Origin of the sequence: Bacillus sp. G1(2015b), from assembly GCF_001482475.1 — a bacterium.
Taxonomy (GTDB): domain Bacteria; phylum Bacillota; class Bacilli; order Bacillales; family Bacillaceae; genus Bacillus; species Bacillus safensis.
The window spans coordinates 1-23122 of sequence record NZ_LKIC01000001.1 but is presented as its reverse complement, the minus strand read 5'-3'; the positions used below and the strand labels follow the sequence as shown (position 1 = coordinate 23122).

Here is a 23122-nt window from a genome sequence, read left to right as displayed (position 1 = left end):
TTTATCATCATATCAAATTTTCAACCGTATTCAGATTTTTATGCTCAGAGTAAACTTAAGCAACAATCGCAACAGCCTGCTATAATTCTTGTCTTCTAAAAAGAAACCATCCGATAAGAAAAAAGAAAACAATCAATACCGATACACCTAGAAAACTTGTAAGTGCCTGATCCGAATAAGTCCCCTTATGAATCATCTCTTCGGCTGCACTTGTCACGCCTTTAGGCGCAAACTTCCCTAATGTCTCTTCATAAAATGAAGGAACGGTAAACAGAATAAGGTTGATCAAAAGCGACACACCGCCAGCTGTGACAGAACGTTGAAAGAACGCCGAAGCACAAATGGTCGATACCACAATCAGCAATAAATTTGGATAATAAAGAAGTGTTCCTTTTAACACATTCATCCAATCCACATGCCCAAATTGAATGTCCACATAATAAACAGAGGCAAGCACTGCCACCACCAAACTAAACAAAGTCAAACAGGCATAGGCACATATTTTCGAGACATAGTAACTCGTTCGACTGATCGGTTTCACCATAATCATCGCGGTCACTCCAGAGGCACGCTCTCCAGCGATCGTCCCCATCACGATCATAATCAGGATAAACACACCTAGCGAATCAAATTTACTCAATGCACTCGCCAAAGCCTCTCCTGCACTTGGCTCTGGTATATAAAATGTTGACCCTTCAGGTAAATTAGCTGATTTCGATAGAAGATCCGGAAGCATTTTAAGCGTAATAGGCTGTGTGATCATTAAAATCGTAAAAATAATAGGAACAAATAAGATTTTATAGCTAGTGAATAACTCCCTAAATTCCTTTTTCAACATCATCATGCATTCACAACCTTCATGAAAACATCTTCAAGCGTCAGCTTAGATAGTCGATAATGGAGGAGAACACTGCCAGATTCAATGATGAGACGAGGCAGCTCCTTCAATGCCGTTTGTTGATCTTTGACTCGCACCTGATAAGCGTTTTCTGTCTCAATGCATTCCTCCACCCAATGCCGCTCTTTTAGCAAAGCCACTAATGTCGTATTCTGTTGTTCTAATTGAAATTCAATCACTGGCTGAATATAGTCTTCTTTGATTTGTTTTATCGAAGAGGACATCTCAATTTTGCCGCTGTTGATCATGATAATATGATCCGCCACTCGTTCAATGTCATCTAAAATATGGGTCGACATAAAGATCAGTATTTCATGCTTTAGACACTCAATCAACGTCAAGACGTCTTTTCTTCCCATTGGATCAAGTGCGGACACAGGCTCATCTAAGATCAGAACCTTCGGGCTGTTGATCAGTGCCTGCGCAATGGCAAGCCTTTGCTTCATCCCTCCACTATAGCTGCCAATGGCACGATCCTTCGCCTCATACACACCACAAAGCTTCAACAGCTCCTCTGTTTTGGAGCGAATGATGTTTTTCTCTAAATGAAATAACCCGCTAACCCAATGCATCCACTCCTGCCCCGTCATATCCTGATAAAATGCAGGATGCTGTGGACAATACCCAATCACATGACTGATTTGATCCATGTCCTTTGTGACATCCAAACCAGCCACCTTCACGACTCCAGAAGTAGGACGAGCAAGCCCCGTCAAAATCCGGATCGTCGTTGTCTTGCCCGCTCCATTGGCTCCTAAAAAGCCAACACATCCAACCTCCTCAACAGAAAACGAAACATTTTTTAAAACTTCATTCGGGCCATACGATTTCGTCAGCCCGTGACACTCCAGCATATTTAAGCGAATCCCCCCTATTAAGATTGTTTACGACCAAAAATGAAATACACAATAGGACCGGCACTCGCCACAAACACAATCACCAAAGCCCAAACCCACTTCACTTCTCCTCTGATCCTCGATGGATCTCTTTTAAGCAAATCAAACAAACCAATCACCATCAAAATCGCTTGCAGCAAAATAAGAGGTAATATCATCTTCATATCCATCCACGCCACTCCCTTTTCAGACGCCAATTTGTTTTGGTATTACTTCTTTTGACGACCTGAAGAGTGAATTCGTTCAAATGGATTTTATTTTTATTGATCGAATGATCTACAAGATATAAAAAAGCCCAGTGAAGGTTAGTTCACTGGGCTTGCTTGTTATTCTCATGATGAACCTCGCAAAATCTTTTCCATCTTCTTTCCTTTCGCTAACTCATCAATCAGCTTGTCCATATACCGAATGTTTTTCATAGTTTCTTCCTCAATGTCCTCTACTCGAACACCACAAATGACGCCTTTGATTAAACTGCGGGAAGGATGAAGCTCAGGAGCCTCAGCAAAAAAGGTTTCAATGTCTATCTGTTTATCTATCTGTTCCTGCAGCTTTTCTGGACTGTACCCTGTTAACCAACAAATAATCGTATCGACTTCGGCCTTCGTTCGTCCCTTTCTCTCTGCCTTTGCGATATAGAGAGGATAGACTTTTGCAAAGCTCATTGTGTAAACTTTATGTTTGGTCATGTGTCTGCTCTCTTTCTTCGTTAAATATTTAACTTGTAATGCTTTCTCAAGGGGCCGCTCTCTCATTATGCCTATTTTTTTTATGTTCAAACCTCTCTATTTAATGCACTTAGTATACATGTCCATCTAAATGAAAATGTGCTATAAAATACAACTTATAAACGATGATATATGCCTTTATTATTTCTTTCATCTTTTTTGAAAACTCTATATTTAAGAAATTGAACAATACAAAATCCAAGGAATACACCTATTGGTCCTCCACTTGAGACAGGACCACCAATTAAACAATAAGAAATGATAAACAATGCAATATAACCAATTATGAAAAAACAATTCCCCATTTTTCTTTTTTTACGTATCGAATAAAAATAATATTTCCCCCTTAAAATACGTATCTATATTTATGATGACAGCAAGTGGAGATATTGTCCATTAATCAAAGTTCAGCTTAAATCTTTATAATACTAGTTCTTTTAACATAAAAATACCCCTTTAGAAAACGATATCTAAAGGGGTATCAAAAATCCGATTTTATTTAATCCCTACTCCACCGTCACACTCTTCGCAAGGTTACGTGGTTTATCCACATCACACCCGCGGTGAAGGGCTGCGTAGTAAGCGATTAGCTGTAATGGAACAACAGATGCAAGTGGTGCAAGTGCTGGGTGTACAGCTGGAAGGACGAAACGGTCGCCTTCGTCTTCTAGGCCTTTTAGTGAGATGACACATGGGTTTGCTCCGCGTGCAACGACTTCTTTGACGTTACCGCGAATGCTGAGGTTCACGTGCTCTTGTGTTGCAAGGGCAATGACCGGTGTGCCTTCTTCAATTAAAGCAATTGTGCCGTGTTTGAGTTCTCCGCCAGCAAAGCCTTCTGCTTGGATGTAAGAGATCTCTTTTAGTTTTAGTGAACCTTCAAGGCACACATAGTAGTCAAGTCCTCTTCCGATAAAGAATGCGTTACGGGTCACTGTGAAGAAGTCACGAGCGATTTGTTCCATTTCATCCTTTTGATCGACAAGGGCTTCCATTGCGTTTGCTACAATACCAAGCTCTTTCACAAGATCAAAGTCAAGAGATTGACCGTTTAATTCAGCTGCAACGGATGCAAGGATTGCAAGTACAGCGATTTGTGCTGTGTAGGCTTTTGTTGAAGCCACTGCAATTTCTGGCCCTGCATGAAGAAGCAATGTGAAGTCCGCTTCACGAGAAAGCGTAGATCCTGGTACGTTTGTGATCGTTAATGCTTTATGACCAAGCTCTTTAACTTGAACAAGTACAGCACGGCTGTCCGCAGTCTCCCCAGATTGAGAAAGGAAGATGAACAACGGTTTTTTCGATAGAAGCGGCATGTTGTAAGAGAATTCACTAGCTACATGGACTTCTACAGGTACTTTCGCCCAGTCTTCAATGTATTGTTTACCGACAAGTCCAGCATGGTAGCTTGTTCCGCAAGCCACGATGTAGATGCGGTCTGCTTCTGCTACTGCGCTGGCGATATCGCCAGCGACTGACAACTTGCCGTTTTCGTCTTGATATTCTTGGATGATTTTACGCATAACAAGCGGCTGTTCATCCGTTTCTTTTAACATGTAGTGAGGATATGTGCCTTTCTCAATGTCGCTTGCATCAAGCTCAGCGATATAAGAAGGACGTGTCATGATATCACCGTCAAGGTTTTTAATAATAACCTCGTCTTTTGTGACAATGACCATTTCTTTATCCATTAATTCCGCATATTCGTTTGTTACTTGAAGCATCGCCATTGCGTCAGAAGCCACAACGTTGAAATCTTCGCCGAAACCAACCAATAATGGGCTTTTGTTTTTCGCCACATAGATTGTTTCTTTGTTTTCGTTATCGAAAAGGGCAATTGCGTAAGAGCCTTTTAGTTGAAGAAGCGTTTGACGGAAAGCTTCCTCTGTATCAAGACCTCTGCTGACAAATTGTTCGATGACTTGAACAACAACCTCTGTATCTGTGTCGCTTTTTAGTGTGACGTCTTGTAAATATTCGCGTGTCAATTGTACATAGTTCTCAATGACACCGTTATGAACAAGCGTAAAACGGCCAGAAGCACTTTGATGCGGATGCGCATTTAGATGGCTTGGTACACCGTGAGTTGCCCAGCGTGTATGTCCAATTCCTGCTGAAGATGCCACGTTTGCATCAACGACTTCGCGAAGCTCAGCGATACGTCCTTTTTCTTTGAACACATGCACGCCTTCTTCGTTTGCCACAGCGATACCTGCTGAATCATACCCGCGGTACTCAAGCTTCTCTAAACCTTTTAATAAGATTTCCTTCGCATCATTCTGACCAATATAACCTACGATTCCACACATAAATATTCTTCCTCCCGATCATGTGAAAGGGACAAAGAAAGCCTACTAAAATAGAAGGGACATTTCTTCGTCCCTCTCTACATGTTTATTTTGGGAGATCATGTGTATTCCCTTTGTACAAAGAGTCACCTCTTTGGTTTAAAGAAACACTTACGGCTGTGATCTCTTTTTTTGATCAGCCGGGAGGCATCCGCCGAAAATTCGATAACCTCCATCCTCGTCAACTAAGCATCTTTCGTCCGATCGCTTAGTTCGGGCGCTATAATTATAAGAGAGTTTCTGAACATCTACCCTGCCTTTCCTGATAGAATAAAAATCCAGTAACACAAGGATGATTGTACTATAAGGTCTGACCTCCGTCAATCACAATTTAGCAGGTGATTGCCTTCATTTGAGAAAGTGAGACCTCCCTACACTATATGCGATGAGGCTTGTCACGTTCTACCTTTGATGTGCTCTCCTATGTATGAAGGCAGCTTCAAGTTGCCCTCACTTATATGATTCGTACAGATCCATCCAATTATGTCGTTTATTCAAAAAAAAAAGCAAACCGCTGCTAGCGATTTGCTTTCATCTATTACTCAATACCCATTTCTTCTTTCACAACAGCCGTAATTCGAGCTACATATTCATCACACAGCTCTTTTGTTTTTGCCTCAGCCATGACACGTACAAGCGGTTCTGTTCCAGATGGTCGAACAAGGATACGGCCGTCACCATTCATCTCTTTTTCGACCTCTTGGATCACTGCTTTTACTTTTTCATTTTCTTCTACTTTATATTTATCAGACACTTTCACATTCACTAAAAGCTGCGGGAACTTTTCCATTTCCGCTGCAAGCTCTGATAATGTTTTTCCTGTCGCTTTGAGCGTATTCACAAGCATGATCGCAGAAAGCATGCCATCACCTGTCGTATTGTAATCAAGGAAAATCAAATGGCCTGATTGCTCACCGCCGACATTATAGCCATCATTTTTCATCGCTTCGACCACATAGCGGTCACCAACAGCAGTTTGAATGCTCTTAATGCCTTGCTTCTCAAGCGCTTTATAAAAACCAAGGTTGCTCATGACCGTTGACACGACGGTGTCATCCTTTAATCGGCCTTCATCCTTCAAATAACGTGCACATATGTACATAATTTGATCGCCGTCTACGATATCACCTTTTTCATCGACTGCAATTAAACGGTCACCGTCACCATCAAACGCAAGACCAATATCTGCACCCTTCTCCTTCACAAATGCAGAAAGTGCCTCTGGATGAGTTGAGCCTACACCATCATTGATATTCAGTCCATTTGGTGATGTTCCCATTGTAGACACATCAGCATCTAAATCTGCAAATAAATGTGTCGCTAGAGAAGAGGTTGCACCGTGTGCACAGTCAAGCGCCACGTGAATACCTGTGAAATCCTCATCCGCTGTCTGCTTCAAGAATTGCAAGTATTTCTGACCGCCTTCAAAATAGTCATTGACCGTTCCAAGATCGGCTCCAACCGGGCGTGGCAATTGATCGACTGGCTGATCCATCAGCTGCTCAATTTCATTCTCCTGTTCATCTGACAGCTTAAAGCCGTCACCGCCGAAGAATTTAATGCCGTTGTCTTGAACTGGATTGTGTGAAGCAGAAATCATGACACCCGCTTCAGCATCCATTGCCTTCGTTAAATAAGACACACCAGGTGTTGAGATCACACCTAGACGCATCACTTCAGCTCCAATTGAAAGTAAGCCGGCAACGAGTGCTCCTTCCAGCATATGACCGGATACACGTGTGTCTCGTCCAACGAGTACCTTTGGACGTTCTTTATCCTTTGTGAGCACATAGCCGCCAAATCTCCCAACTTTAAATGCGAGCTCTGGTGTTAATTCGCTATTTGCTACACCCCTTACACCATCAGTTCCAAAGTACTTGCCCATGTTTCAATCGCTCCTTTTTCCATTCAAGAGGACGCTTCGTCCTCTTTTTTATCTTCTTTGACCGGCTGTCTTTGACTTGATTCTTTCTTTGCTTTATCTTGTGTGGATTCTTCTTTACTCTTCTCACTCTGATCATCATCATCAGTTGATTGATCTTTTTGATCTTTTTGATCTTTTTGATCCTTTCGATCATTCGTCGACGCCGGCTGATCCTCTGTATCAGTAGAAGTGAGTTTCACTTTGACCTTTGATCTTGATAATGTCCATGTCACATTTTGAGGACCGTTCACTTGAACTTTGACCTCATGGGTTCCTTCGTTCAAGTCCCCTGCATTGATATAGGCTTCAACATCTGAAGCCTTTAGTTTATCAATCGCACTCTTTGATCCCTTTGCTGTTAACGTGATCCGTCCAGAAGATGGGCTCACAAAATCAGATGTGAGATCCTTGCTCAAACCCACGACAGAAATCGGTACATTATCGATCTTTTTTTCTTCAGCTGTTGCAACCTTCACTTTGATCTTAACAGTTTCGGGTGATACCTTTTTCACACCATCTGGCAGCGGAATATCGGCATCAATCTCCGTATCATCTTTGATCTTACTTAGGTCCAGCTTGACGCCATCAATAAAATCAAGTGCATCCAGTGCCTTTTGAGAGCCGTACACTGTGACCTCACTCGGGCTTGTCTCAATGCTTGAGATGCTGATCCCTTCTGGCAAGCTGCCCGTCCGCTCAAGTTTAAACGGAACCTTTTTGCTCGGACTCGAGATTGGAACCGTAATATCCACCACGGACGGACTTACTTCGACTGGCAGCTCATTCCCGCTGCTATCATACACAGTGAGCTTCGCTTCTTTTTCAATTTGCTGATCGACATCCTCTAAGTTTACAAACGCTTTAATGACAGAAATTTTGTCAATGACGTCCTTTGATCCAGTGACTGTGACCTTTTTCGGATTCACAATAGGCTGTTCAGGTGAATAGCCGTCTTTGATTTTATTTTGATTATAAAATTCGGTTTCAACAGGAAATTCAGCTGTCGTTTTTTCTTGTATCGTCACAGTCGTCACAGATGGATTAATCGATAGTGTGAGCCCCTTCGATACATCTCTTGCCTTCAGCTCCACTTTATGTGTACCTGTCGATAAGTTCTGCATGTCTGCGTAAATTTCAAAATTCTTTGTTTGCCTTGCTGTTTTCACAGCACTTGTTGATCCTTTAATCGTGACATTGACTGTCTGCGGCACACCGGTGACAACGTATTTCTCATCATCATAATACGCTTTAACAGGAATGTCGGTTAAAGTTGCTTCATCTGTCGTCGATGTTGGGAAAAAGGATTCACCGATTTTTTTCGGCGTGGGCGCTTGCGCTGAATTGACTGCACCATACAGCAATAAAGCGAAGACCAATGCAAGAAGCTTAACGGCCCAGCGATTATTCAAAATCTTATCCATTTTTCTTGCCCCTCCAATACCATTTGGTCGAGGAAGCATCTTTGCTGTTCTTACTAAATTCAGCAATCAGCATTTCTTCAAGCGCTTCTTCTGTCAATTCTCGGTGAAGATCACCATTCCTTGCGACAGAAATGCCGCCAGTTTCCTCAGAAACGATGACAGTTAAGCTGTCTGTCACTTCACTAATTCCGACTGCCGCCCTATGACGCGTCCCAAGCTCCTTAGAGATAAAAGGGCTTTCTGACAGCGGTAAATAGCAAGCTGCAGCTGCAATCTCATCCCGCTTCATAATGACAGCACCGTCATGAAGCGGTGTATTCGGAATGAAAATATTAATGAGCAGCTCTGAACTCACCTTTGCATTCAAAGGAATTCCTGTCTCTATGTAATCATTCATTCCGGTATCGCGCTCAATTGTCAGCAGCGCGCCGATTCTGCGTTTCGCCATATAGTTAATTGCTTTTGTAATTGCCTCGATCGTTTTCTGCTGCTGTTCCTCTACAGGTGTCCCGCTTCTTGAGAAGAAACGGCCGCGCCCAAGCTGCTCAAGCGCTCTCCTTAGCTCTGGCTGAAAAATAATAATGATCGCAAGGAATCCCCACGTAATCGCTTGATCCATCAGCCATTGAAGTGTGTTAAGACCGAGATACGCACTTCCCATCCTGACGAGAACAATGACCACAATTCCCTTTAAAAGCTGAACCGCTTTTGTTCCGCGGATGACCATCATTAATTTATATATCACATACCAAACAACGAGAATATCAACAGCATTACCGAGGTACTGCAAAAAAGGAATATCCCCTAAAGCCATTTCCTCGTCCTCCAGAATTTTCAGTTATTCTTCGTTTGATGCATTTTTTAATATAAAAAGAGCCTATGTATCAATACATAGCGTGGCTATTATACCACATTTTGTTTCAGCAAGGAAAATAGTTGCCATATCTGGCTGACTTGCTAGTATGCGTGAATCCCACCAATGTATAGAAAAAGAGCAGCCCCCTTAGAGACTGCTCTTTAAGCCGATTGAGTTACTTTTGCTCCTCTGGCCCAATGACCCGCATTACGTTTTGTGCTGTTGATTTCATTTTGTACCAGATCCAATCAAACACTTCATTAATTTCATTAATTTGACCAGTGACTTGTCCGGCAGAAGCAGTCAACTGTTCCCCATTGACGACGGTGACATTTCCATCAACCTTGCCTTCTACAATCAGCTTGCCATTTTTGACAGTGACATCTCCCTTTACGGTTTCCCCTTTAGGTACGGTCACTGTATCATTTTCAACGACGAGGTTCGGCTGCTTTGACACACTGAAATTATGATCGGTATTCCAGCTCGTGAACAGACTGCCTCCCATTAAAATGAGAAAGAGGGCAGCGGCTACCACCAGCGGGTGAGCTTTGATCCATCTTTGAACCGACACACGCTTTTTCTCCTTTGGAAGACCTGCCATCACCTTTGCAGTGAAATCAGATGGTGCTTCTATATGAGATGTACTCTGCACTAGCGCGATGGATTTCTCAATTTGTTGAAAATGAGTACGGCACTCCTCACACGATTGCAGATGGCTTTTTAATTCTTTTTCGTCTTGGGGCTCAATGTCCCCGTCTAAATACTGATGCATAAGCTGGACGATTCTATCCTGACAGCTCATCAAAATCACCTCACTCAAAGGTCTCTCAACTGTTTCCGGAGAGCCTCTCTACCCCTGTGTATTCTCGTTTTCACCGTACCAACTGGTATATTCAGAATCTCACTAATCTCTTTTAACGAGAGTTCATCAATATACTTTAATACGATGACCGAACGATATTTGTCGGGTAATCTTAGAATTTTTTGCTGAATGGTACTCGATAATTCAAGAGACACCACCTCATCCTCTGGCAAAATGCCATCAGCAGCAATTTGAGAATACATATTTAATCCTTCTGTTCCTGCCACCTCTGCATCTAAATAGTAATCCGGCTTTTTTTTGCGAATACGGTCGATGGTCAGGTTGGTTGCAATGCGGTACAGCCACGTGGAAAACTTACGATTCACATCAAAGCTTTCGATATTCACATAAGCACGAATAAACGCCTCCTGCGCAATATCCTCCGCTTCATGTGCATTCCCAAGCATACGGTAGCACAGCTGATAAATTTTGTCTTTATACAGGTCTACGATGTCTGCAAATGCGTTCTGGTCGCCTTTTTTCACTTGCTTAATTCTCTTTTTAATCATTGTGTCCATAGTATATTCAACCTCTGCCTTCACCGGTCTTTATGTATACGAACCTCTTTCCAAAAGGTTTCATTCTCCTCTAAAAAATAGTGTAACAAATTTTTGACAGTGTGTTACGCTTATCAACCGGTAAAAACCTTAACATATCCTTAAATTTTCCCAAAACAAAAAAGAACGGGAACAAAAGTCCCGCTCTACAATAGCTTTTCACCCATTAACGATCCAATTAATGCCACAGCCGCTTCTGCTGTTTTGTTTTTCTCATCTAAAACCGGATTTACTTCAACAAATTCAGCAGACGTTAAAATACCCGCCTCCTCTAAAAGCTCCATTGCAAGATGACTCTCCCGGTAACTAATGCCGCCTGCTACCGGAGTGCCTACACCAGGGCATTCCGCTGGGTCTAGCCCGTCTAAATCAAGCGAGAGATGGACACCATCTGTTCTTTCCTTTAGATACGCAATAGCTTCCTCCATCACCCTTGTCATCCCTAAACGATCAATTTCATGCATCGTATAGACTTTAATGCCTTTCTCTCGAATCAATGCCCGCTCTCCTTCATCTAAGGATCGAGCACCAATTATAACGACATTTTCAGGCTTCAATTTAGGAGAATAACCGCCGATGTTTGTTAAATCAGCATGCCCAAGACCGAGACTGACAGCAAGCGGCATGCCATGAATATTTCCAGAAGGAGAGGTTTCCTCCGTATTCAAATCACCGTGTGCATCATACCAAATGACTCCTAAGTTTTCATAATGCTTGGCTACCCCAGCAAGCGTGCCAATCGCAATGCTGTGATCACCACCTAAAATGAGTGGAAACGAACCTGATTGCACAATACTGTCAACCCTCTCAGCAAGTAGCTGATTCGCACCAGCATTCTCCGTCAAATTTTTTAGCTTTTCACTTGTATATAAACCTTTCTCATCATCTCTTTGTTCAACTGGAATATCTCCGAGATCCTCCACATCAAATGAGAGCGTTTCCAATTTTTCTTTTACGCCTGCACAACGAATCGCACTCGGCCCCATATCGACGCCCCTTCTCGTTTGACCCAAGTCCATCGGAACTCCAACAATCGTGACCTTCTTTTGCTCTCCCATATGTACATCCCCTTTCCGTTCATGCTTATATTTTACTTTCTTGATGCCTTCTGACTCAACTCGACAACATTTTGAATAGTTATACAGTCCCTCTGCCAACATAAAAAAAGACACCTTTTTGAAAAAGGTGTCTTAACTGGGCTAGCTGGATTCGAACCAACGCATGACGGAGTCAAAGTCCGTTGCCTTACCGCTTGGCTATAGCCCAAAAATGGTGGAGGGGGACGGATTCGAACCGCCGAACCCGGAGGGAGCGGATTTACAGTCCGCCGCGTTTAGCCACTTCGCTACCCCTCCACATATGGAATTGATAAAGAAAAAACAGTGCCGGCAAGAGGACTTGAACCCCCAACCTACTGATTACAAGTCAGTTGCTCTACCAGTTGAGCTACACCGGCATATGGTGGAGGATGACGGGCTCGAACCGCCGACCCTCTGCTTGTAAGGCAGATGCTCTCCCAGCTGAGCTAATCCTCCACATCATGGTGACCCGTACGGGATTCGAACCCGTGTTACCGCCGTGAAAGGGCGGTGTCTTAACCGCTTGACCAACGGGCCAGTTTGTCAAGTTTGTTGTTTCCGTGAAGCTGACAAAAGTTATTATATACAGGTTGTCCCCCTTTTGTAAAGGGGATTTTTATTTTTTTTATTTTCTAACTATTTGCTCCCTATTTATTCAACATTTCTACTGAAATATAATTTCAATATTCAAATATAATATTGAAATTTCATATCATACTCAATATACTGAAAATGAAGAAATAAGGAGGTATGTCACATGCAGCCATCTCAACTGCGTTCTTTGACAACAGAATCAAGAAACCCCAACACAATGGGAATTTCTCAAGCAGATACGCTTGAAATACTCCAGATGATTAATAAAGAAGATATGAAGGTCGCTCAAGCAGTCAACCTTGTACTTCCCCATGTCAAAACAGCAAGTGACTTTGCCTATGAATCCATCTCAAATGGAGGCAGACTCGTTTATTTAGGCGCCGGAACAAGCGGCAGAATTGGCGTAATGGATGCTGTCGAATGTCCCCCAACCTATAGCGTCTCACCTGATGTCATTGTAGGCATCATGGCAGGCGGAGATTCAGCTTTTTCTCAAGCTGCCGAAGATGTGGAAGACAGTGAAGAAGCCGGCAAACAGGATTTAGTACACATCCACCTGACATCAAAAGATACAGTCGTTGGAATTGCTGCAAGCGGTAGGACACCTTATATCATTGGGGCTTTAAACTATGCAAAGTCAATTGGTGCTAAAACAGTAGCACTCAGCTGCAATGAACAAGCAGAAATTAGCGAGCTTGCAGATTGCGCCATTGAGGTCATTGTAGGACCAGAAGCCATCACTGGGTCAACAAGAATGAAAGCAGCATCCGCTCATAAAATGATTTTAAATATGCTTTCCACCTCAGTCATGGTCAGACAAGGCAAAGTATATGAAAACTTGATGGTTGATGTAAAAGTCAGCAATCATAAATTAAAAGAACGCGCCATCACCATCATTCAACATGTGACAAATGCTTCCTACGAACAAGCCGTGAAGACTCTCGAAGCAGCAGACTTAGAAGTCAAAACCGCCATCGTCATGCTCCAAACAAACACAGACAAGAAAACAGCCAAAGATTTACTGAGCAAAACGAATGGTCATATCGACAAAGCGATCTCACGTTATCAATCCTAAAGGAGGCAGAGCTCATGTCAGCAGGCGGACTTACCCTACTACACACAATCAAATCAAAGCTTCCCCAATCTGAAAAAATCATTGCAGACTATATCCTTGCCCATCCTGACAAAGTCATTAAAAGTACAGTACACGAAATCAGTCAGGCAGCCGGCGCAAGCAGCTCTGCAGTCATCCGTCTTTGTAAATCTCTCGGGCTGGATGGCTATCAAGATTTAAAAATGCGGATCGCTGGAGACTTGATGCATGACGATAAACAAGGCTACAGAGATATCGAACAAGATGAACCGCTTCAATCCATTATTCAAAAAACAGCAGGAAACTCGATTCAATCGATTAAGGACACCGCTTCTATTTTAAATGCAGATGCTTTAGAAAAGGCTGTTCAATTACTGCTGAATGCAAACCAAATTCATTTTATCGGTGTTGGTGCATCTGGCATCGTCGCAGCTGATGCCCAGCAGAAATTTCTCAGAATTAACTATGCAGCGACAGCCTTCACTGACATGCACATTGCATCTACGGTCATCGCAAATGCGGGAGAGAATGACATTGTGTTTGGTATCTCCTTTTCAGGAGAAACGTTAGACATCATTCAAGCCCTTCAGCTCGCAAAAGACAACCAAGTGAAAACCATTGCTTTAACACATCCAGGTCATACAAGCGTTTCTGCTTTATGTGATGTTCACCTATCGACGTCCGGTTCCAATGAAGCACCTTTTCGCAGTGCTGCCACTTCCTCTAGAATGGCACAGCTCTACTTAATTGATGTCTTGTTCCTCAGTTTAGCTTCTCGTCAATATGAAGAGACAGCGCAATATATTGACAAGACAAGGCATGCCATCCGCTCCATGAAACGAAAAACAAAGGGGGATTCAACATGAGTCATCAAAAGAAATATCAGCAGTTGGCGAAAGACATTCTTTCACTCTGTGGTGGTTCTGAAAATATCTCTTCCCATACACATTGTATGACACGTCTTCGAATTACACCGATCGATAATGAAAAAGTTCACATCACAGCAATCAAAGAACTCGATGGCGTCATTGGCGTCGTCGAAGCAGAAACGCTTCAAATCATTTTAGGCACCGGTGTTGTCAACCAAGTATCAAGTGCGTTTGAACAGCTTCTAAATGCGTCTGACTCTTATGATTTAAACAACGAAGCACAAAAAAACAAGCAAGCCATTTCACAAAAAAACCGCACACCGTTCAAGCTGTTCTTACGGCGGATTGCCAGCATTTTCATTCCAATCATTCCGGCACTTGTTGCTTCAGGGCTTATTACTGGGATTACAAAAGCGATCGTGCAAGCAGGCTGGCTTGACGAAAAATCTCAAGCCGCAGTTATTTTAACAGTTATAGGTTCTGGCCTTTTCGCCTACCTAGGGATATTAGTCGGAACAAACGCCGCAAAGGAATTTGGAGGCTCTCCTGCATTAGGCGCATTAGCTGGTATTCTCATTATTAACCCAGCCTCCGCAGACATTATGTTATTTGGCACAAATATTCTACCAGGCAGAGGCGGACTCATCGGTGTTCTTCTAGCCGCCATCTTTATGGCACTTGTGGAAACCCGAATTAGACGCTTCGTCCCGCAATCTCTTGATATCATCGTCACACCTACCATCACACTACTCATTACAGGCATTTTCACGTATGTTGTCTTCATGCCAGTCGGCGGATTTATATCTGATGCCATCACCTCAGGACTGACTTACTTATTAAATATGGGCGGAATCTTCGCAGGATTTGTTCTTGGTGCGACCTTCCTTCCACTTGTTGTAACAGGACTTCATCAAGGGCTGACACCGATTCATATGGAACTCATCAATTCAATTGGAGATGACCCGCTTCTGCCAATTCTCGCTATGGGCGGTGCAGGACAGGTAGGCGCTGCATTCGCCATTTATATGAAAACAAAAAAGAAAAAGCTCAAAAGAGCCATTGCTGGTGGACTTCCTTCTGGGATGCTGGGCATTGGTGAACCACTCATTTTCGGTGTCACACTCCCGCTAGGACGACCATTTCTCACCGCTTGTCTTGGTGCAGGAATCGGCGGCGCATTTCAAGCCTACTTCCAAATCGCGACAAAAGCCATCGGTGTATCCGGTCTTCCATTAACCTTTATTGTTCACACACATCAAATGCTTCTTTACTTAATTGGACTATTTATCGCATATGTTGCTGGATTTTTCTTCACATACTTATTTGGATTTCATGATGATATGGCTGTTGAATTCGAGGATCACAATCAATAAGGAGGTCTAGACCTTGAAGAAATGTTTTCTCTTGATCACATGTCTGCTCATGCTCCTTGGGTTTCCAGTACAAACATTTGCAACTAGCTCCCATCCTGTATCGTCTTTGTCTAAAACAGCACCTGAAGAATATCCCGTCTTAAAAAAAGCAAAACGACCGGAACAAGTAGGTTTTTCTTCCAGGCAGCTGAGGAAGGTTGATCAAATGATTCAAAATGACATCAAAGCAGGATTTCCAGGAGCCGCTCTCATCATTATCAAGGACGGAAAGATCGTCCATCAAAAAGCCTATGGCTACCGGCAAAAATACGATGGCACAACAGAGCTCAAATCATATAAAAAAATGAAAAAGGATACACTATTCGATTTGGCATCCAATACAAAAATGTATGCGACCAACTATGCCCTGCAAAAGCTTGTCTACGAGAAAAAAATTGATGTCAACGAAAGAATACAGACCATCCTTCCAGATTTTCAGGATGAACCTGGTGCAAAGGTAACTGGTAAAGACCAGCTTCGGATAAAGGATCTTCTCACCCATTCGGCCGGTCTCCCTTCCAGTGTCTTATTTTATAGCAAAGAATCAGCTGGCTCTTTTTATTCTCAAGATAGAAAAACAACGATGAAATGGCTGCCAAAAGTACCGCTGCAATACAAGCCAGGTACCCAGCACATTTATAGTGATATTGATTACATGCTGCTGGGCATGATCATCGAGAAGAAAACAGGCATGCCTCTTGATCAATATGTCGAGTCAACAATTTATCGGCCGCTAGGTCTCAAACACACAATGTTCAATCCGCTGCAAAAGGGGTTCAAGCCGAAGCATTTTGCAGCAACAGAACGTTTAGGCAATTCACGAGACGGTGTAATCGATTTTGAAAACATCCGACGGTACACCCTGCTAGGTGAAGTACACGACGAGAAAGCATATTACTCAATGGCAGGTATCTCCGGCCACGCTGGACTTTTCTCGAATACCTCAGATATGGCCGTGCTGCTTCAGCTGATGCTTAACAAAGGAGGCTATGGAAAAACAACCATCTTTGATCAAGCTTCCATCGATCTCTTTACAGCCTCCTCTGATACGAACCCAACTTACGGGCTAGGCTGGCGAAAAAACGGTCATACTGACATGGAATGGATGTTTGGAAAATATGCAAGTAACGAAGCCTATGGACATACTGGCTGGACCGGCACAATGACGTTGATTGATCCTAAACACAATTTAGGTGTCGTCTTGCTGACGAATAAGAAACATTCACCCGTTGTTTCACCAGAAACCAATCCTAATCAATTTGAAGGTGACCTGTTCCCGACTGGTACTTATGGAAGCATCATGACCGCAATCTACGAATCTTTTAAGTAAAAGGAGGAATTCGATGTTGAAAGCTCTCTTTCCCGCTGCACTAGTTTTAGCCCTGCTAACCTCTTCCATTCCAACGGAAAAAGTTAGCTCTGCCTCTCTGCCAACCGCTAAACAAATGGTTCAACACATGTCACTGGATGAAAAGATAGGTCAAATGCTCATGCCGGACTTTCGCAATTGGCAAACAAAAGATGAATCCGCACCTACAGGCTTCACAAAGATGAATAACGAAGTATCTCACCTTGTAGAAAAATATCATCTAGGTGGTGTCATCTTATTTGCGGAGAATGTCGTTGATACGGAACAAACCGTGAAACTCACCCACGAATTTCAAAAAGCATCACCAAACATTCCTTTACTCATTTCTATTGATCAAGAAGGCGGAATCGTCACAAGGTTACAAAAGGGAACACATTTCCCAGGAAATATGTCGATTGGTGCCTCTAGAAGCAAAAAAAATGCATATGACACAGGAAAAATCATCGGAAAAGAATTAAACGCCTTGGGGATTAATACAAACTTCTCTCCTGTGCTTGATGTGAATAACAACCCAAACAACCCCGTCATTGGTGTCCGTTCCTTTAGCTCTGATCCTGCTCTTGTCTCTAGACTTGGCCTTCAAACCATGAAAGGACTTCAAAAGGAAAAGACCATTTCCACACTAAAACATTTCCCGGGACATGGTGATACAGCGGTCGACAGTCACTATGGCTTGCCGCTCGTAGAGCATGACCTAGATCGTTTAAAAAAGGTTGAGCTGTATCCGTTCCAACAAGCGATCAATGCTGGTGCAGATATGGTCATGACCGCTCATGTGCAATTTCCTGCCATTGATGACACAACGTATCGAAGCAAGAAAGATGGCGAGGACATCATGGTTCCAGCAACCTTATCAAAAAAAGTCATCACACACTTATTAAAAGAAGAGATGGGCTTTCAAGGTGTTGTTGTGACAGACGCCCTAAACATGAAAGCGATTGCAGATAATTTCGGACAGGAAGAAGCCGTAGTGATGGCCATTAAAGCAGGCGTCGACATCGCTCTCATGCCAGCACCAGTTACCTCATTAAAAACAGAGAAAAACCTGGAGAATGTATTTAATGCGGTCAAACAAGCGATTTTAAAGAAAGAAATTCCGATGTCGCAGATTAACGAATCCGTCGAAAAAATTCTTCAATTGAAAATCAAACGCGGCATTATTTCCTCCAAAAAACCAATCAGTCTTGAGAAAAAAATCAAAAAAGCCACTCAAGTCGTCGGGAAAAAATCGCACCGTCAAGCAGAACAAAAAATGGCACGTGAAGGAATCACCCTGCTTAAAAACAACAAAAAAACCTTACCTTTCAAGCCTAAAAAGAATGACAAAATCGTGGTCATGGCACCTTACGAAGATCAGACAAAAGCAATGTCTGTCACAGTCGAATCTCTCATAAAACAAAAAAAGATCAAGCCTGTACGCATCCAGTCATATGCTTTTGCGGATAAAACGTTCACCAAAGACTCGGCCAAACTAATTCAAGAAGCTGACTATGTCATCACTGGCTCTTACGTTGTCCAAAATGATCCAGCTGTGAATGATGGCGTAATTGATGACAATGTCCAGGACCCAAAAAAATGGGCAACTGCCTTCCCTCGTGCTGTCATGAAAGAAGCAGGAGCACAAAATAAAAAAATGGTCATCATGAGTCTTAGAAACCCTTATGATGCGGCAAATTTTGAAGAAGCTGATGCCTTACTAGCTGTGTACGGTTTTAAAGGCTACTCAAACGGACAATTCAATCAGCCAAATATTCCTGCTGGACTAGAAGTGATATTTGGAGCTGCATCACCTAAAGGGAAACTGCCAGTTGATATCCCATCTGTCACTCATCCAAATCAAACCCTTTACCCATTCGGCTATGGACTCAATTTGAAAGGGAAACAGATCAAATAGGAGGGATTCTCTTGAAGAAAACAGCAAGTTTCATACTCGCAAGCATTCTTATGATGAGCACATTGACCGCCGCCTCTCCCGCAGATCAAGAACGAACAGACACAAAAGGAAAAAAAGCAGCAGTCAAAACAGGGATCGAAACACTACTCTCAAGCAATCTTTCATGGCTAAAAGGGAAAAGGGTTGGTCTCATTACCAACCCGACTGGCATTGATGCAAATATGAAAAGCAGTGTCGACCTCCTATTTGAACATCCAAATATCAAGCTCACTGCTTTATATGGGCCTGAACACGGCGTGCGCGGCGATGCACAAGCAGGAGAAGGCGTCGAATCCTATACCGATGAAAAAACAGGTCTTCCTGTTTACTCTCTTTATGGCAAAACAAGAAAACCAACTCCTGAAATGCTGAAAAATGTAGATGTCCTGCTTTTTGATATTCAAGACGTTGGTACTCGTTATTACACCTATATTTACACAATGGCCTATGCGATGGAAGCCGCTAAAGAAAACAACATTCCCTTTGTTGTTCTAGACCGTCCAAATCCCATTGGCGGACTAAAAGTAGAAGGACCTGTTTTAGAGCCTGAACACGCCTCATTTGTAGGGCTCTATCCAATCCCGCTAAGACATGGAATGACTACTGGTGAGCTTGCAAAACTGTTTAACAAAGAGTTTCATATCAATGCTGATGTAACAGTCATCAAAATGAAAAATTGGAAGCGGTCCATGACATTTGATGACACGAAGCTGCCGTTCGTCCTTCCTTCCCCTAACATGCCAACAGTGGATAGTACCTTTGTATATCCTGCCACAGGATTAATTGAAGGCACAAATGTCTCTGAAGGCAGAGGAACGACAAAACCATTCGAGCTCATTGGTGCACCATATATCAATAGCAGCGAGCTGGCAGATCATTTAAATCAGCTAAAACTAAAAGGCGTTCAATTTAGACCTGTGTCATTCACCCCCACATTTTCTAAACATGCCGGTACACTATCTCACGGTGTGCAGTTATACGTCACAGACCGCTCATCCTTCGAAGCGGTGAAAACGGGGTTATCCATCATCAAAGCAATACATGATTTATATCCGAACGACTTTCAGTTCCTTCAAACAGGCAGCTTTGACAAACTCATCGGGAATGGCTGGATGAAAGAAGAAATCAAAAAAGGAACTTCCGTCAAACACATTATGAAACGTTATCATCATGACCTCAAAACATTCGAAAAGAAGCGAAAAAAATATCTCATCTATTAAATCACAAAAAACCCTCCATCCTTTGATAGATGGAGGGTTTTTCATGAGAAAGATTTGGTCACAGCAGGTGCTTTCAGCTCAAAACGATTGAGTAAGAAGCCAAACAAGGCAGCAAGCACTTGCTGAAACAGCATGCCAATCACCACCGGAACAGCGACAGCAGGCGGGAAAAAGCTAATGGCAAGCACAGCCCCCGCACTAATGTTTCTCATACCGCCCGTATACACGATGGCCACAATCTCTCCTTGAGTACATTTCATCGCCTTCCCAATCAACCATGCAAACACATATCCGCTCATCGCAATGAGAAACACCGTTGCTGCTTTGCTAAAAAATGCGGCATCCAGTTCACGTAAGTAAGGCGCAACAACAGAACTGTTGATCGACACCACTACAAACAAGCCTATTTTTGAAAAAGGTGACAGTGTCTGACTGATCTTTTTCGTCACATCAGGCTTTGCATAGTGACGAACAAGCATACCTAAAATAGATGGAAGCACCACCATCCCAAACAGCCCTTTCATGATCGCCACCATGTCCATATGAACTTGTGTACCGGCCAAAAGTGACAAACTGGCTGGCACAATTAATGGCGAAAGCATTGTATCAATTAAAATAATGGATAACGTTAATCCAACATTCCCTTTATACATTGCCGCCCATATTAAACTAGAAACTCCTGTGGGAATCACCATTGCAAGGATCAAACCAGTAATCGTCATGGCATCACCTGCAAATATGAGATGTCCCGCTGACCAAGCATAAAGAGGCATCAACACATGCAAAATCATAAACGATAAAATCAAAGGCAATGGGTGCATCACCGTATGCTTTAAAGCCGAAAAAGTAGAAGACAAACTCCCTGCAAAGGTCATCACAGCAAATACCCATGGCACCAAAAACGTGAAATCCTTTAAATAGGCCGCCAATAAAACACCGAGTAACACACTAAAAGGTGTAATGAGCGGCATCATCCGGCCGAGCACTTGATTCAAACGCACAAGCATGCCGGCCACCTCCATCCTTCACTTTCTTACCTTTTCTATTGTAACAGACAGAAAAGCCTTTTTAAGAACCATTCACTTGTTTCACAAGCTTTCGACTTGATGTATCCATTCCAACTACGTCCACCTGGACGCCATTTGCTTGATACCTTTCCTTTATACGTTCTATCGCTGCTACGCCTGATTCATCCCATATACGAGCTTCAGACAAATCAATTACAACAGATTGGAGTTCTTTCCCCTGATGGAAAGCTTGGATCAAGTCAGTGACAGAAGCAAAGAAAATTTGCCCTTTAACTCGATATACCCAAGTACCTGCCTGGCTTTCTTTAGACGTAATATGGAGCTTCGATATCTTTGCGACAAAGAATATCGCACTAAGCAGTACACCTGCAAAAACACCTTTTGATAAATCATGAGTCAACACCACCGTCATGACCGTGACAACCATCACAATAGAATCTGTTTTCGGATTCTTTTTTAGCTGCTGAAAGGAACTCCAATCAAATGTGCCAATGGAAACCATGAACATCACAGCTACTAGAGCAGCCATCGGAATTTGAACCACGACATCACCTAGTACAAAAATCAACACCATTAAAAAAGCACCCGCTACAAAGGTAGAAAGCCGGCCTCGTCCTCCTGCCTTCGTATTAATCACAGATTGGCCAATCATCGCACAGCCAGCCATACCACCAAAGAATCCCGCAACCACATTGGCAATCCCTTGACCTCTCGCTTCCTTGTTCTTATTACTAGACGTCTCTGTCATATCATCGACAATCTGTGCGGTTAAAAGAGACTCAAGTAAACCAACCATCGCAAGTGCTAAAGAATAAGGAAAAATGATAGCAAGTGTTTCCCAGTTAAACGGAACTTGAGGTATCAGAAAAACAGGCAAAGAACTAGGAAGCTCTCCCATATCTCCAACTGTTCTAACATCAATATGTCCAAATACAGCCAATATCGTCATTACAATAATGGCAATGAGTGGGGAAGGTATCACTTTTATCACCATAGGCAATAAATAAATGATCAGCAAGGCGCCCCCTGTCATCATATACATAGCCATTGATTCCCCAACGAAATGTGGAAGCTGAGCCATGAAGATCATAATAGCCAACGCATTAACAAAACCAACCATGACGGACCTCGGAATAAATTTCATCAAACGAGACACTCGGCACAATCCAAACACAATTTGAATCAAACCCGTCAAAATCGTAGCTGCAAACAAATATTGCAACCCATAATCAGCGACCAAGTTAACCATGACGAGAGCCATAGCCCCTGTTGCAGCCGAAATCATGCCTGGGCGTCCACCAACAAACGAAATCACAATCGCGATACAAAATGATGCATACAAGCCGACCTTCGGATCAACGCCCGCAATAATCGAAAACGCAATTGCCTCAGGAATTAAAGCCAGTGCGACTAATATACCCGCAAGCACGTCCTGACGTACATGTCCAAACCATTCTTGCTTTACAAATAAATCTTTCAAACCATCTACTCCTTTTTATATACATACCGTACATGGAAAAAGAAGATCAACTATACCTGGAGATAAAGAAAGGGAAAACAAACGATACTTCACTTTCGGGGGAAAAGAGGAACGTACAGAGTCTTTTGATATAGAGGATATCACTTTAGTAAGAATAAAAGAAAGAGAATAAAGAATCAAGAACAAAAAGAAGGAAAAGGCGATGCAACAATACTGTGCAAGCCGTTTTATTCGCTTTCCTAATGTCATCAGTCTACTGATCATTGAGCAATTCAGTATATATGTAAACAAACAAAAAAAGCCTTCTCATCATCGAGAAACCTTGTCATATCAACATATAGAGGAAAGCTTCCAAGCGGGCTCGAACCGCTGACCTCTTCCTTACCATGGAAGTGCTCTACCTACTGAGCTATGGAAGCATGGCTCCGCAGGTAGGACTCGAACCTACGACCGATCGGTTAACAGCCGATAGCTCTACCACTGAGCTACTGCGGAATGATAAAGTAACTTCTTCCATTGGAAGGATATAAACAAAAAGCTTGGCGGCGTCCTACT

General features: G+C 42.8%; 19 protein-coding genes and 7 tRNA genes. 6 read left to right on the top strand and 20 right to left on the bottom strand.

Translation table 11 applies throughout. The features are described from left to right. Nucleotides 1-79 precede the first annotated feature (79 nt). From AMR95_RS00130 to AMR95_RS00055, 16 genes are all read right to left on the bottom strand, one after another. Nucleotides 80-844 carry an ABC transporter permease gene (locus tag AMR95_RS00130; RefSeq protein ID WP_058837203.1) on the bottom strand — a complete coding sequence of 255 codons (765 nt, stop codon included), beginning with the start codon at nucleotides 842-844 and terminating at the stop codon, nucleotides 80-82. Further along, nucleotides 841-1752, bottom strand: coding sequence for an ABC transporter ATP-binding protein (locus tag AMR95_RS00125; protein WP_058837202.1), 912 nt, complete (start codon nucleotides 1750-1752; stop codon nucleotides 841-843). Before AMR95_RS00125 ends, AMR95_RS00130 begins: the two co-directional genes overlap by 4 nt. A 20-nt stretch (nucleotides 1753-1772) precedes the next feature. After that, a complete protein-coding gene (locus tag AMR95_RS00120) occupies nucleotides 1773-1964 on the bottom strand; it encodes a PLD nuclease N-terminal domain-containing protein (protein ID WP_039176060.1) in 192 nt (63 codons plus the stop codon). A 162-nt stretch (nucleotides 1965-2126) separates the two neighbouring features. Beyond that, nucleotides 2127-2483, bottom strand: coding sequence for a DUF2200 domain-containing protein (locus AMR95_RS00115; protein ID WP_058837201.1), 357 nt, complete (start codon nucleotides 2481-2483; stop codon nucleotides 2127-2129). A gap of 545 nt (nucleotides 2484-3028) precedes the next feature. After that, nucleotides 3029-4831, bottom strand: a complete 1803-nt coding sequence (gene glmS, locus AMR95_RS00110; RefSeq protein WP_003216893.1) for a glutamine--fructose-6-phosphate transaminase (isomerizing) — start codon at nucleotides 4829-4831, stop codon at nucleotides 3029-3031. Between the two features lie 577 nt (nucleotides 4832-5408). Beyond that, nucleotides 5409-6755, bottom strand: coding sequence for a phosphoglucosamine mutase (gene glmM, locus AMR95_RS00105; RefSeq protein WP_058837200.1), 1347 nt, complete (start codon nucleotides 6753-6755; stop codon nucleotides 5409-5411). A gap of 23 nt (nucleotides 6756-6778) precedes the next feature. Next, complete coding sequence (locus AMR95_RS00100) at nucleotides 6779-8215, bottom strand: CdaR family protein (RefSeq protein WP_058837199.1); 1437 nt, start codon at nucleotides 8213-8215, stop codon at nucleotides 6779-6781. Continuing rightward, nucleotides 8208-9029, bottom strand: a complete 822-nt coding sequence (gene cdaA, locus AMR95_RS00095; RefSeq protein WP_008344027.1) for a diadenylate cyclase CdaA — start codon at nucleotides 9027-9029, stop codon at nucleotides 8208-8210. The genes AMR95_RS00100 and cdaA overlap by 8 nt, the downstream gene beginning before the upstream one ends. Nucleotides 9030-9246: 217 nt before the next feature. After that, nucleotides 9247-9873: an anti-sigma-W factor RsiW gene (rsiW, locus tag AMR95_RS00090; protein WP_058837198.1), complete on the bottom strand. Its 627-nt coding sequence runs from the start codon at nucleotides 9871-9873 to the stop codon at nucleotides 9247-9249. A gap of 14 nt (nucleotides 9874-9887) precedes the next feature. Next, a complete protein-coding gene (gene sigW, locus AMR95_RS00085; RefSeq protein ID WP_024424449.1) occupies nucleotides 9888-10451 on the bottom strand; it encodes an RNA polymerase sigma factor SigW in 564 nt (187 codons plus the stop codon). Between the two features lie 185 nt (nucleotides 10452-10636). After that, nucleotides 10637-11548, bottom strand: a complete 912-nt coding sequence (gene rocF, locus AMR95_RS00080) for an arginase (protein WP_058837425.1) — start codon at nucleotides 11546-11548, stop codon at nucleotides 10637-10639. A gap of 136 nt (nucleotides 11549-11684) precedes the next feature. Continuing rightward, a tRNA-Gln gene (locus AMR95_RS00075) sits at nucleotides 11685-11756 on the bottom strand. Between the two features lie 4 nt (nucleotides 11757-11760). Beyond that, nucleotides 11761-11845, bottom strand: a tRNA-Tyr gene (locus AMR95_RS00070). A 28-nt stretch (nucleotides 11846-11873) separates the two neighbouring features. Then, nucleotides 11874-11946, bottom strand: a tRNA-Thr gene (locus tag AMR95_RS00065). 3 nt (nucleotides 11947-11949) lie between these two features. Next, nucleotides 11950-12025 (bottom strand) — tRNA-Val (locus tag AMR95_RS00060). A gap of 6 nt (nucleotides 12026-12031) precedes the next feature. Beyond that, nucleotides 12032-12106, bottom strand: a tRNA-Glu gene (locus tag AMR95_RS00055). Nucleotides 12107-12326: 220 nt separating this feature from the next. Between AMR95_RS00055 and murQ the strand changes: the two genes are divergently transcribed. From murQ to AMR95_RS00025, 6 genes are read left to right on the top strand one after another with little or no spacing between them, the layout of a single operon-like run. Beyond that, complete coding sequence (gene murQ / locus AMR95_RS00050) at nucleotides 12327-13238, top strand: N-acetylmuramic acid 6-phosphate etherase (RefSeq protein WP_058837197.1); 912 nt, start codon at nucleotides 12327-12329, stop codon at nucleotides 13236-13238. A 14-nt stretch (nucleotides 13239-13252) separates the two neighbouring features. Then, a complete protein-coding gene (locus tag AMR95_RS00045) occupies nucleotides 13253-14122 on the top strand; it encodes a MurR/RpiR family transcriptional regulator (RefSeq protein ID WP_058837196.1) in 870 nt (289 codons plus the stop codon). Beyond that, nucleotides 14119-15498 (top strand): PTS transporter subunit EIIC, encoded by a 1380-nt coding sequence (locus tag AMR95_RS00040; protein ID WP_039176036.1) that lies wholly within the window; start codon nucleotides 14119-14121, stop codon nucleotides 15496-15498. Before AMR95_RS00045 ends, AMR95_RS00040 begins: the two co-directional genes overlap by 4 nt. Nucleotides 15499-15511: 13 nt before the next feature. Beyond that, nucleotides 15512-16867: a penicillin binding protein PBP4B gene (gene pbp4b, locus AMR95_RS00035; RefSeq protein ID WP_058837195.1), complete on the top strand. Its 1356-nt coding sequence runs from the start codon at nucleotides 15512-15514 to the stop codon at nucleotides 16865-16867. A 13-nt stretch (nucleotides 16868-16880) separates the two neighbouring features. Beyond that, nucleotides 16881-18800, top strand: coding sequence for a glycoside hydrolase family 3 protein (locus AMR95_RS00030; protein WP_058837194.1), 1920 nt, complete (start codon nucleotides 16881-16883; stop codon nucleotides 18798-18800). A gap of 50 nt (nucleotides 18801-18850) precedes the next feature. Further along, a complete protein-coding gene (locus tag AMR95_RS00025; protein WP_410170437.1) occupies nucleotides 18851-20059 on the top strand; it encodes an exo-beta-N-acetylmuramidase NamZ family protein in 1209 nt (402 codons plus the stop codon). 41 nt (nucleotides 20060-20100) lie between these two features. Here AMR95_RS00025 and AMR95_RS00020 read toward each other — a convergent pair whose 3' ends face one another. The 4 genes from AMR95_RS00020 to AMR95_RS00005 form a co-directional block, all read right to left on the bottom strand. Further along, entirely contained in the window at nucleotides 20101-21066 is a 966-nt protein-coding gene (locus AMR95_RS00020; protein WP_058837192.1) for a bile acid:sodium symporter family protein, read from the bottom strand. Between the two features lie 61 nt (nucleotides 21067-21127). Continuing rightward, nucleotides 21128-22567 carry a SulP family inorganic anion transporter gene (locus AMR95_RS00015; protein ID WP_058837191.1) on the bottom strand — a complete coding sequence of 480 codons (1440 nt, stop codon included), beginning with the start codon at nucleotides 22565-22567 and terminating at the stop codon, nucleotides 21128-21130. A gap of 346 nt (nucleotides 22568-22913) precedes the next feature. Continuing rightward, nucleotides 22914-22986 (bottom strand) — tRNA-Thr (locus AMR95_RS00010). A gap of 1 nt (nucleotide 22987) precedes the next feature. Continuing rightward, nucleotides 22988-23062 (bottom strand) — tRNA-Asn (locus tag AMR95_RS00005). Nucleotides 23063-23122 lie beyond the last annotated feature (60 nt).

What these genes read in the sequence shown, in the direction of transcription:
- rocF (WP_058837425.1), bottom strand. Translation starts at nt 11,548, where the DNA reads ATGGGAGAGCAAAAGAAGGTCACGATTGTTGGAGTTCCGATGGACTTG.
- AMR95_RS00125 (WP_058837202.1), bottom strand. Translation starts at nt 1,752, where the DNA reads ATGCTGGAGTGTCACGGGCTGACGAAATCGTATGGCCCGAATGAAGTT.
- AMR95_RS00100 (WP_058837199.1), bottom strand. Translation starts at nt 8,215, where the DNA reads ATGGATAAGATTTTGAATAATCGCTGGGCCGTTAAGCTTCTTGCATTG.
- glmS (WP_003216893.1), bottom strand. Translation starts at nt 4,831, where the DNA reads ATGTGTGGAATCGTAGGTTATATTGGTCAGAATGATGCGAAGGAAATC.
- AMR95_RS00130 (WP_058837203.1), bottom strand. Translation starts at nt 844, where the DNA reads ATGATGATGTTGAAAAAGGAATTTAGGGAGTTATTCACTAGCTATAAA.
- glmM (WP_058837200.1), bottom strand. Translation starts at nt 6,755, where the DNA reads ATGGGCAAGTACTTTGGAACTGATGGTGTAAGGGGTGTAGCAAATAGC.
- murQ (WP_058837197.1), top strand. Translation starts at nt 12,327, where the DNA reads ATGCAGCCATCTCAACTGCGTTCTTTGACAACAGAATCAAGAAACCCC.
- sigW (WP_024424449.1), bottom strand. Translation starts at nt 10,451, where the DNA reads ATGGACACAATGATTAAAAAGAGAATTAAGCAAGTGAAAAAAGGCGAC.
- AMR95_RS00025 (WP_410170437.1), top strand. Translation starts at nt 18,851, where the DNA reads ATGATGAGCACATTGACCGCCGCCTCTCCCGCAGATCAAGAACGAACA.
- AMR95_RS00045 (WP_058837196.1), top strand. Translation starts at nt 13,253, where the DNA reads ATGTCAGCAGGCGGACTTACCCTACTACACACAATCAAATCAAAGCTT.
- AMR95_RS00040 (WP_039176036.1), top strand. Translation starts at nt 14,119, where the DNA reads ATGAGTCATCAAAAGAAATATCAGCAGTTGGCGAAAGACATTCTTTCA.
- AMR95_RS00030 (WP_058837194.1), top strand. Translation starts at nt 16,881, where the DNA reads ATGTTGAAAGCTCTCTTTCCCGCTGCACTAGTTTTAGCCCTGCTAACC.
- AMR95_RS00115 (WP_058837201.1), bottom strand. Translation starts at nt 2,483, where the DNA reads ATGACCAAACATAAAGTTTACACAATGAGCTTTGCAAAAGTCTATCCT.
- cdaA (WP_008344027.1), bottom strand. Translation starts at nt 9,029, where the DNA reads ATGGCTTTAGGGGATATTCCTTTTTTGCAGTACCTCGGTAATGCTGTT.
- rsiW (WP_058837198.1), bottom strand. Translation starts at nt 9,873, where the DNA reads ATGAGCTGTCAGGATAGAATCGTCCAGCTTATGCATCAGTATTTAGAC.
- AMR95_RS00020 (WP_058837192.1), bottom strand. Translation starts at nt 21,066, where the DNA reads ATGCTTGTGCGTTTGAATCAAGTGCTCGGCCGGATGATGCCGCTCATT.
- AMR95_RS00120 (WP_039176060.1), bottom strand. Translation starts at nt 1,964, where the DNA reads ATGGATATGAAGATGATATTACCTCTTATTTTGCTGCAAGCGATTTTG.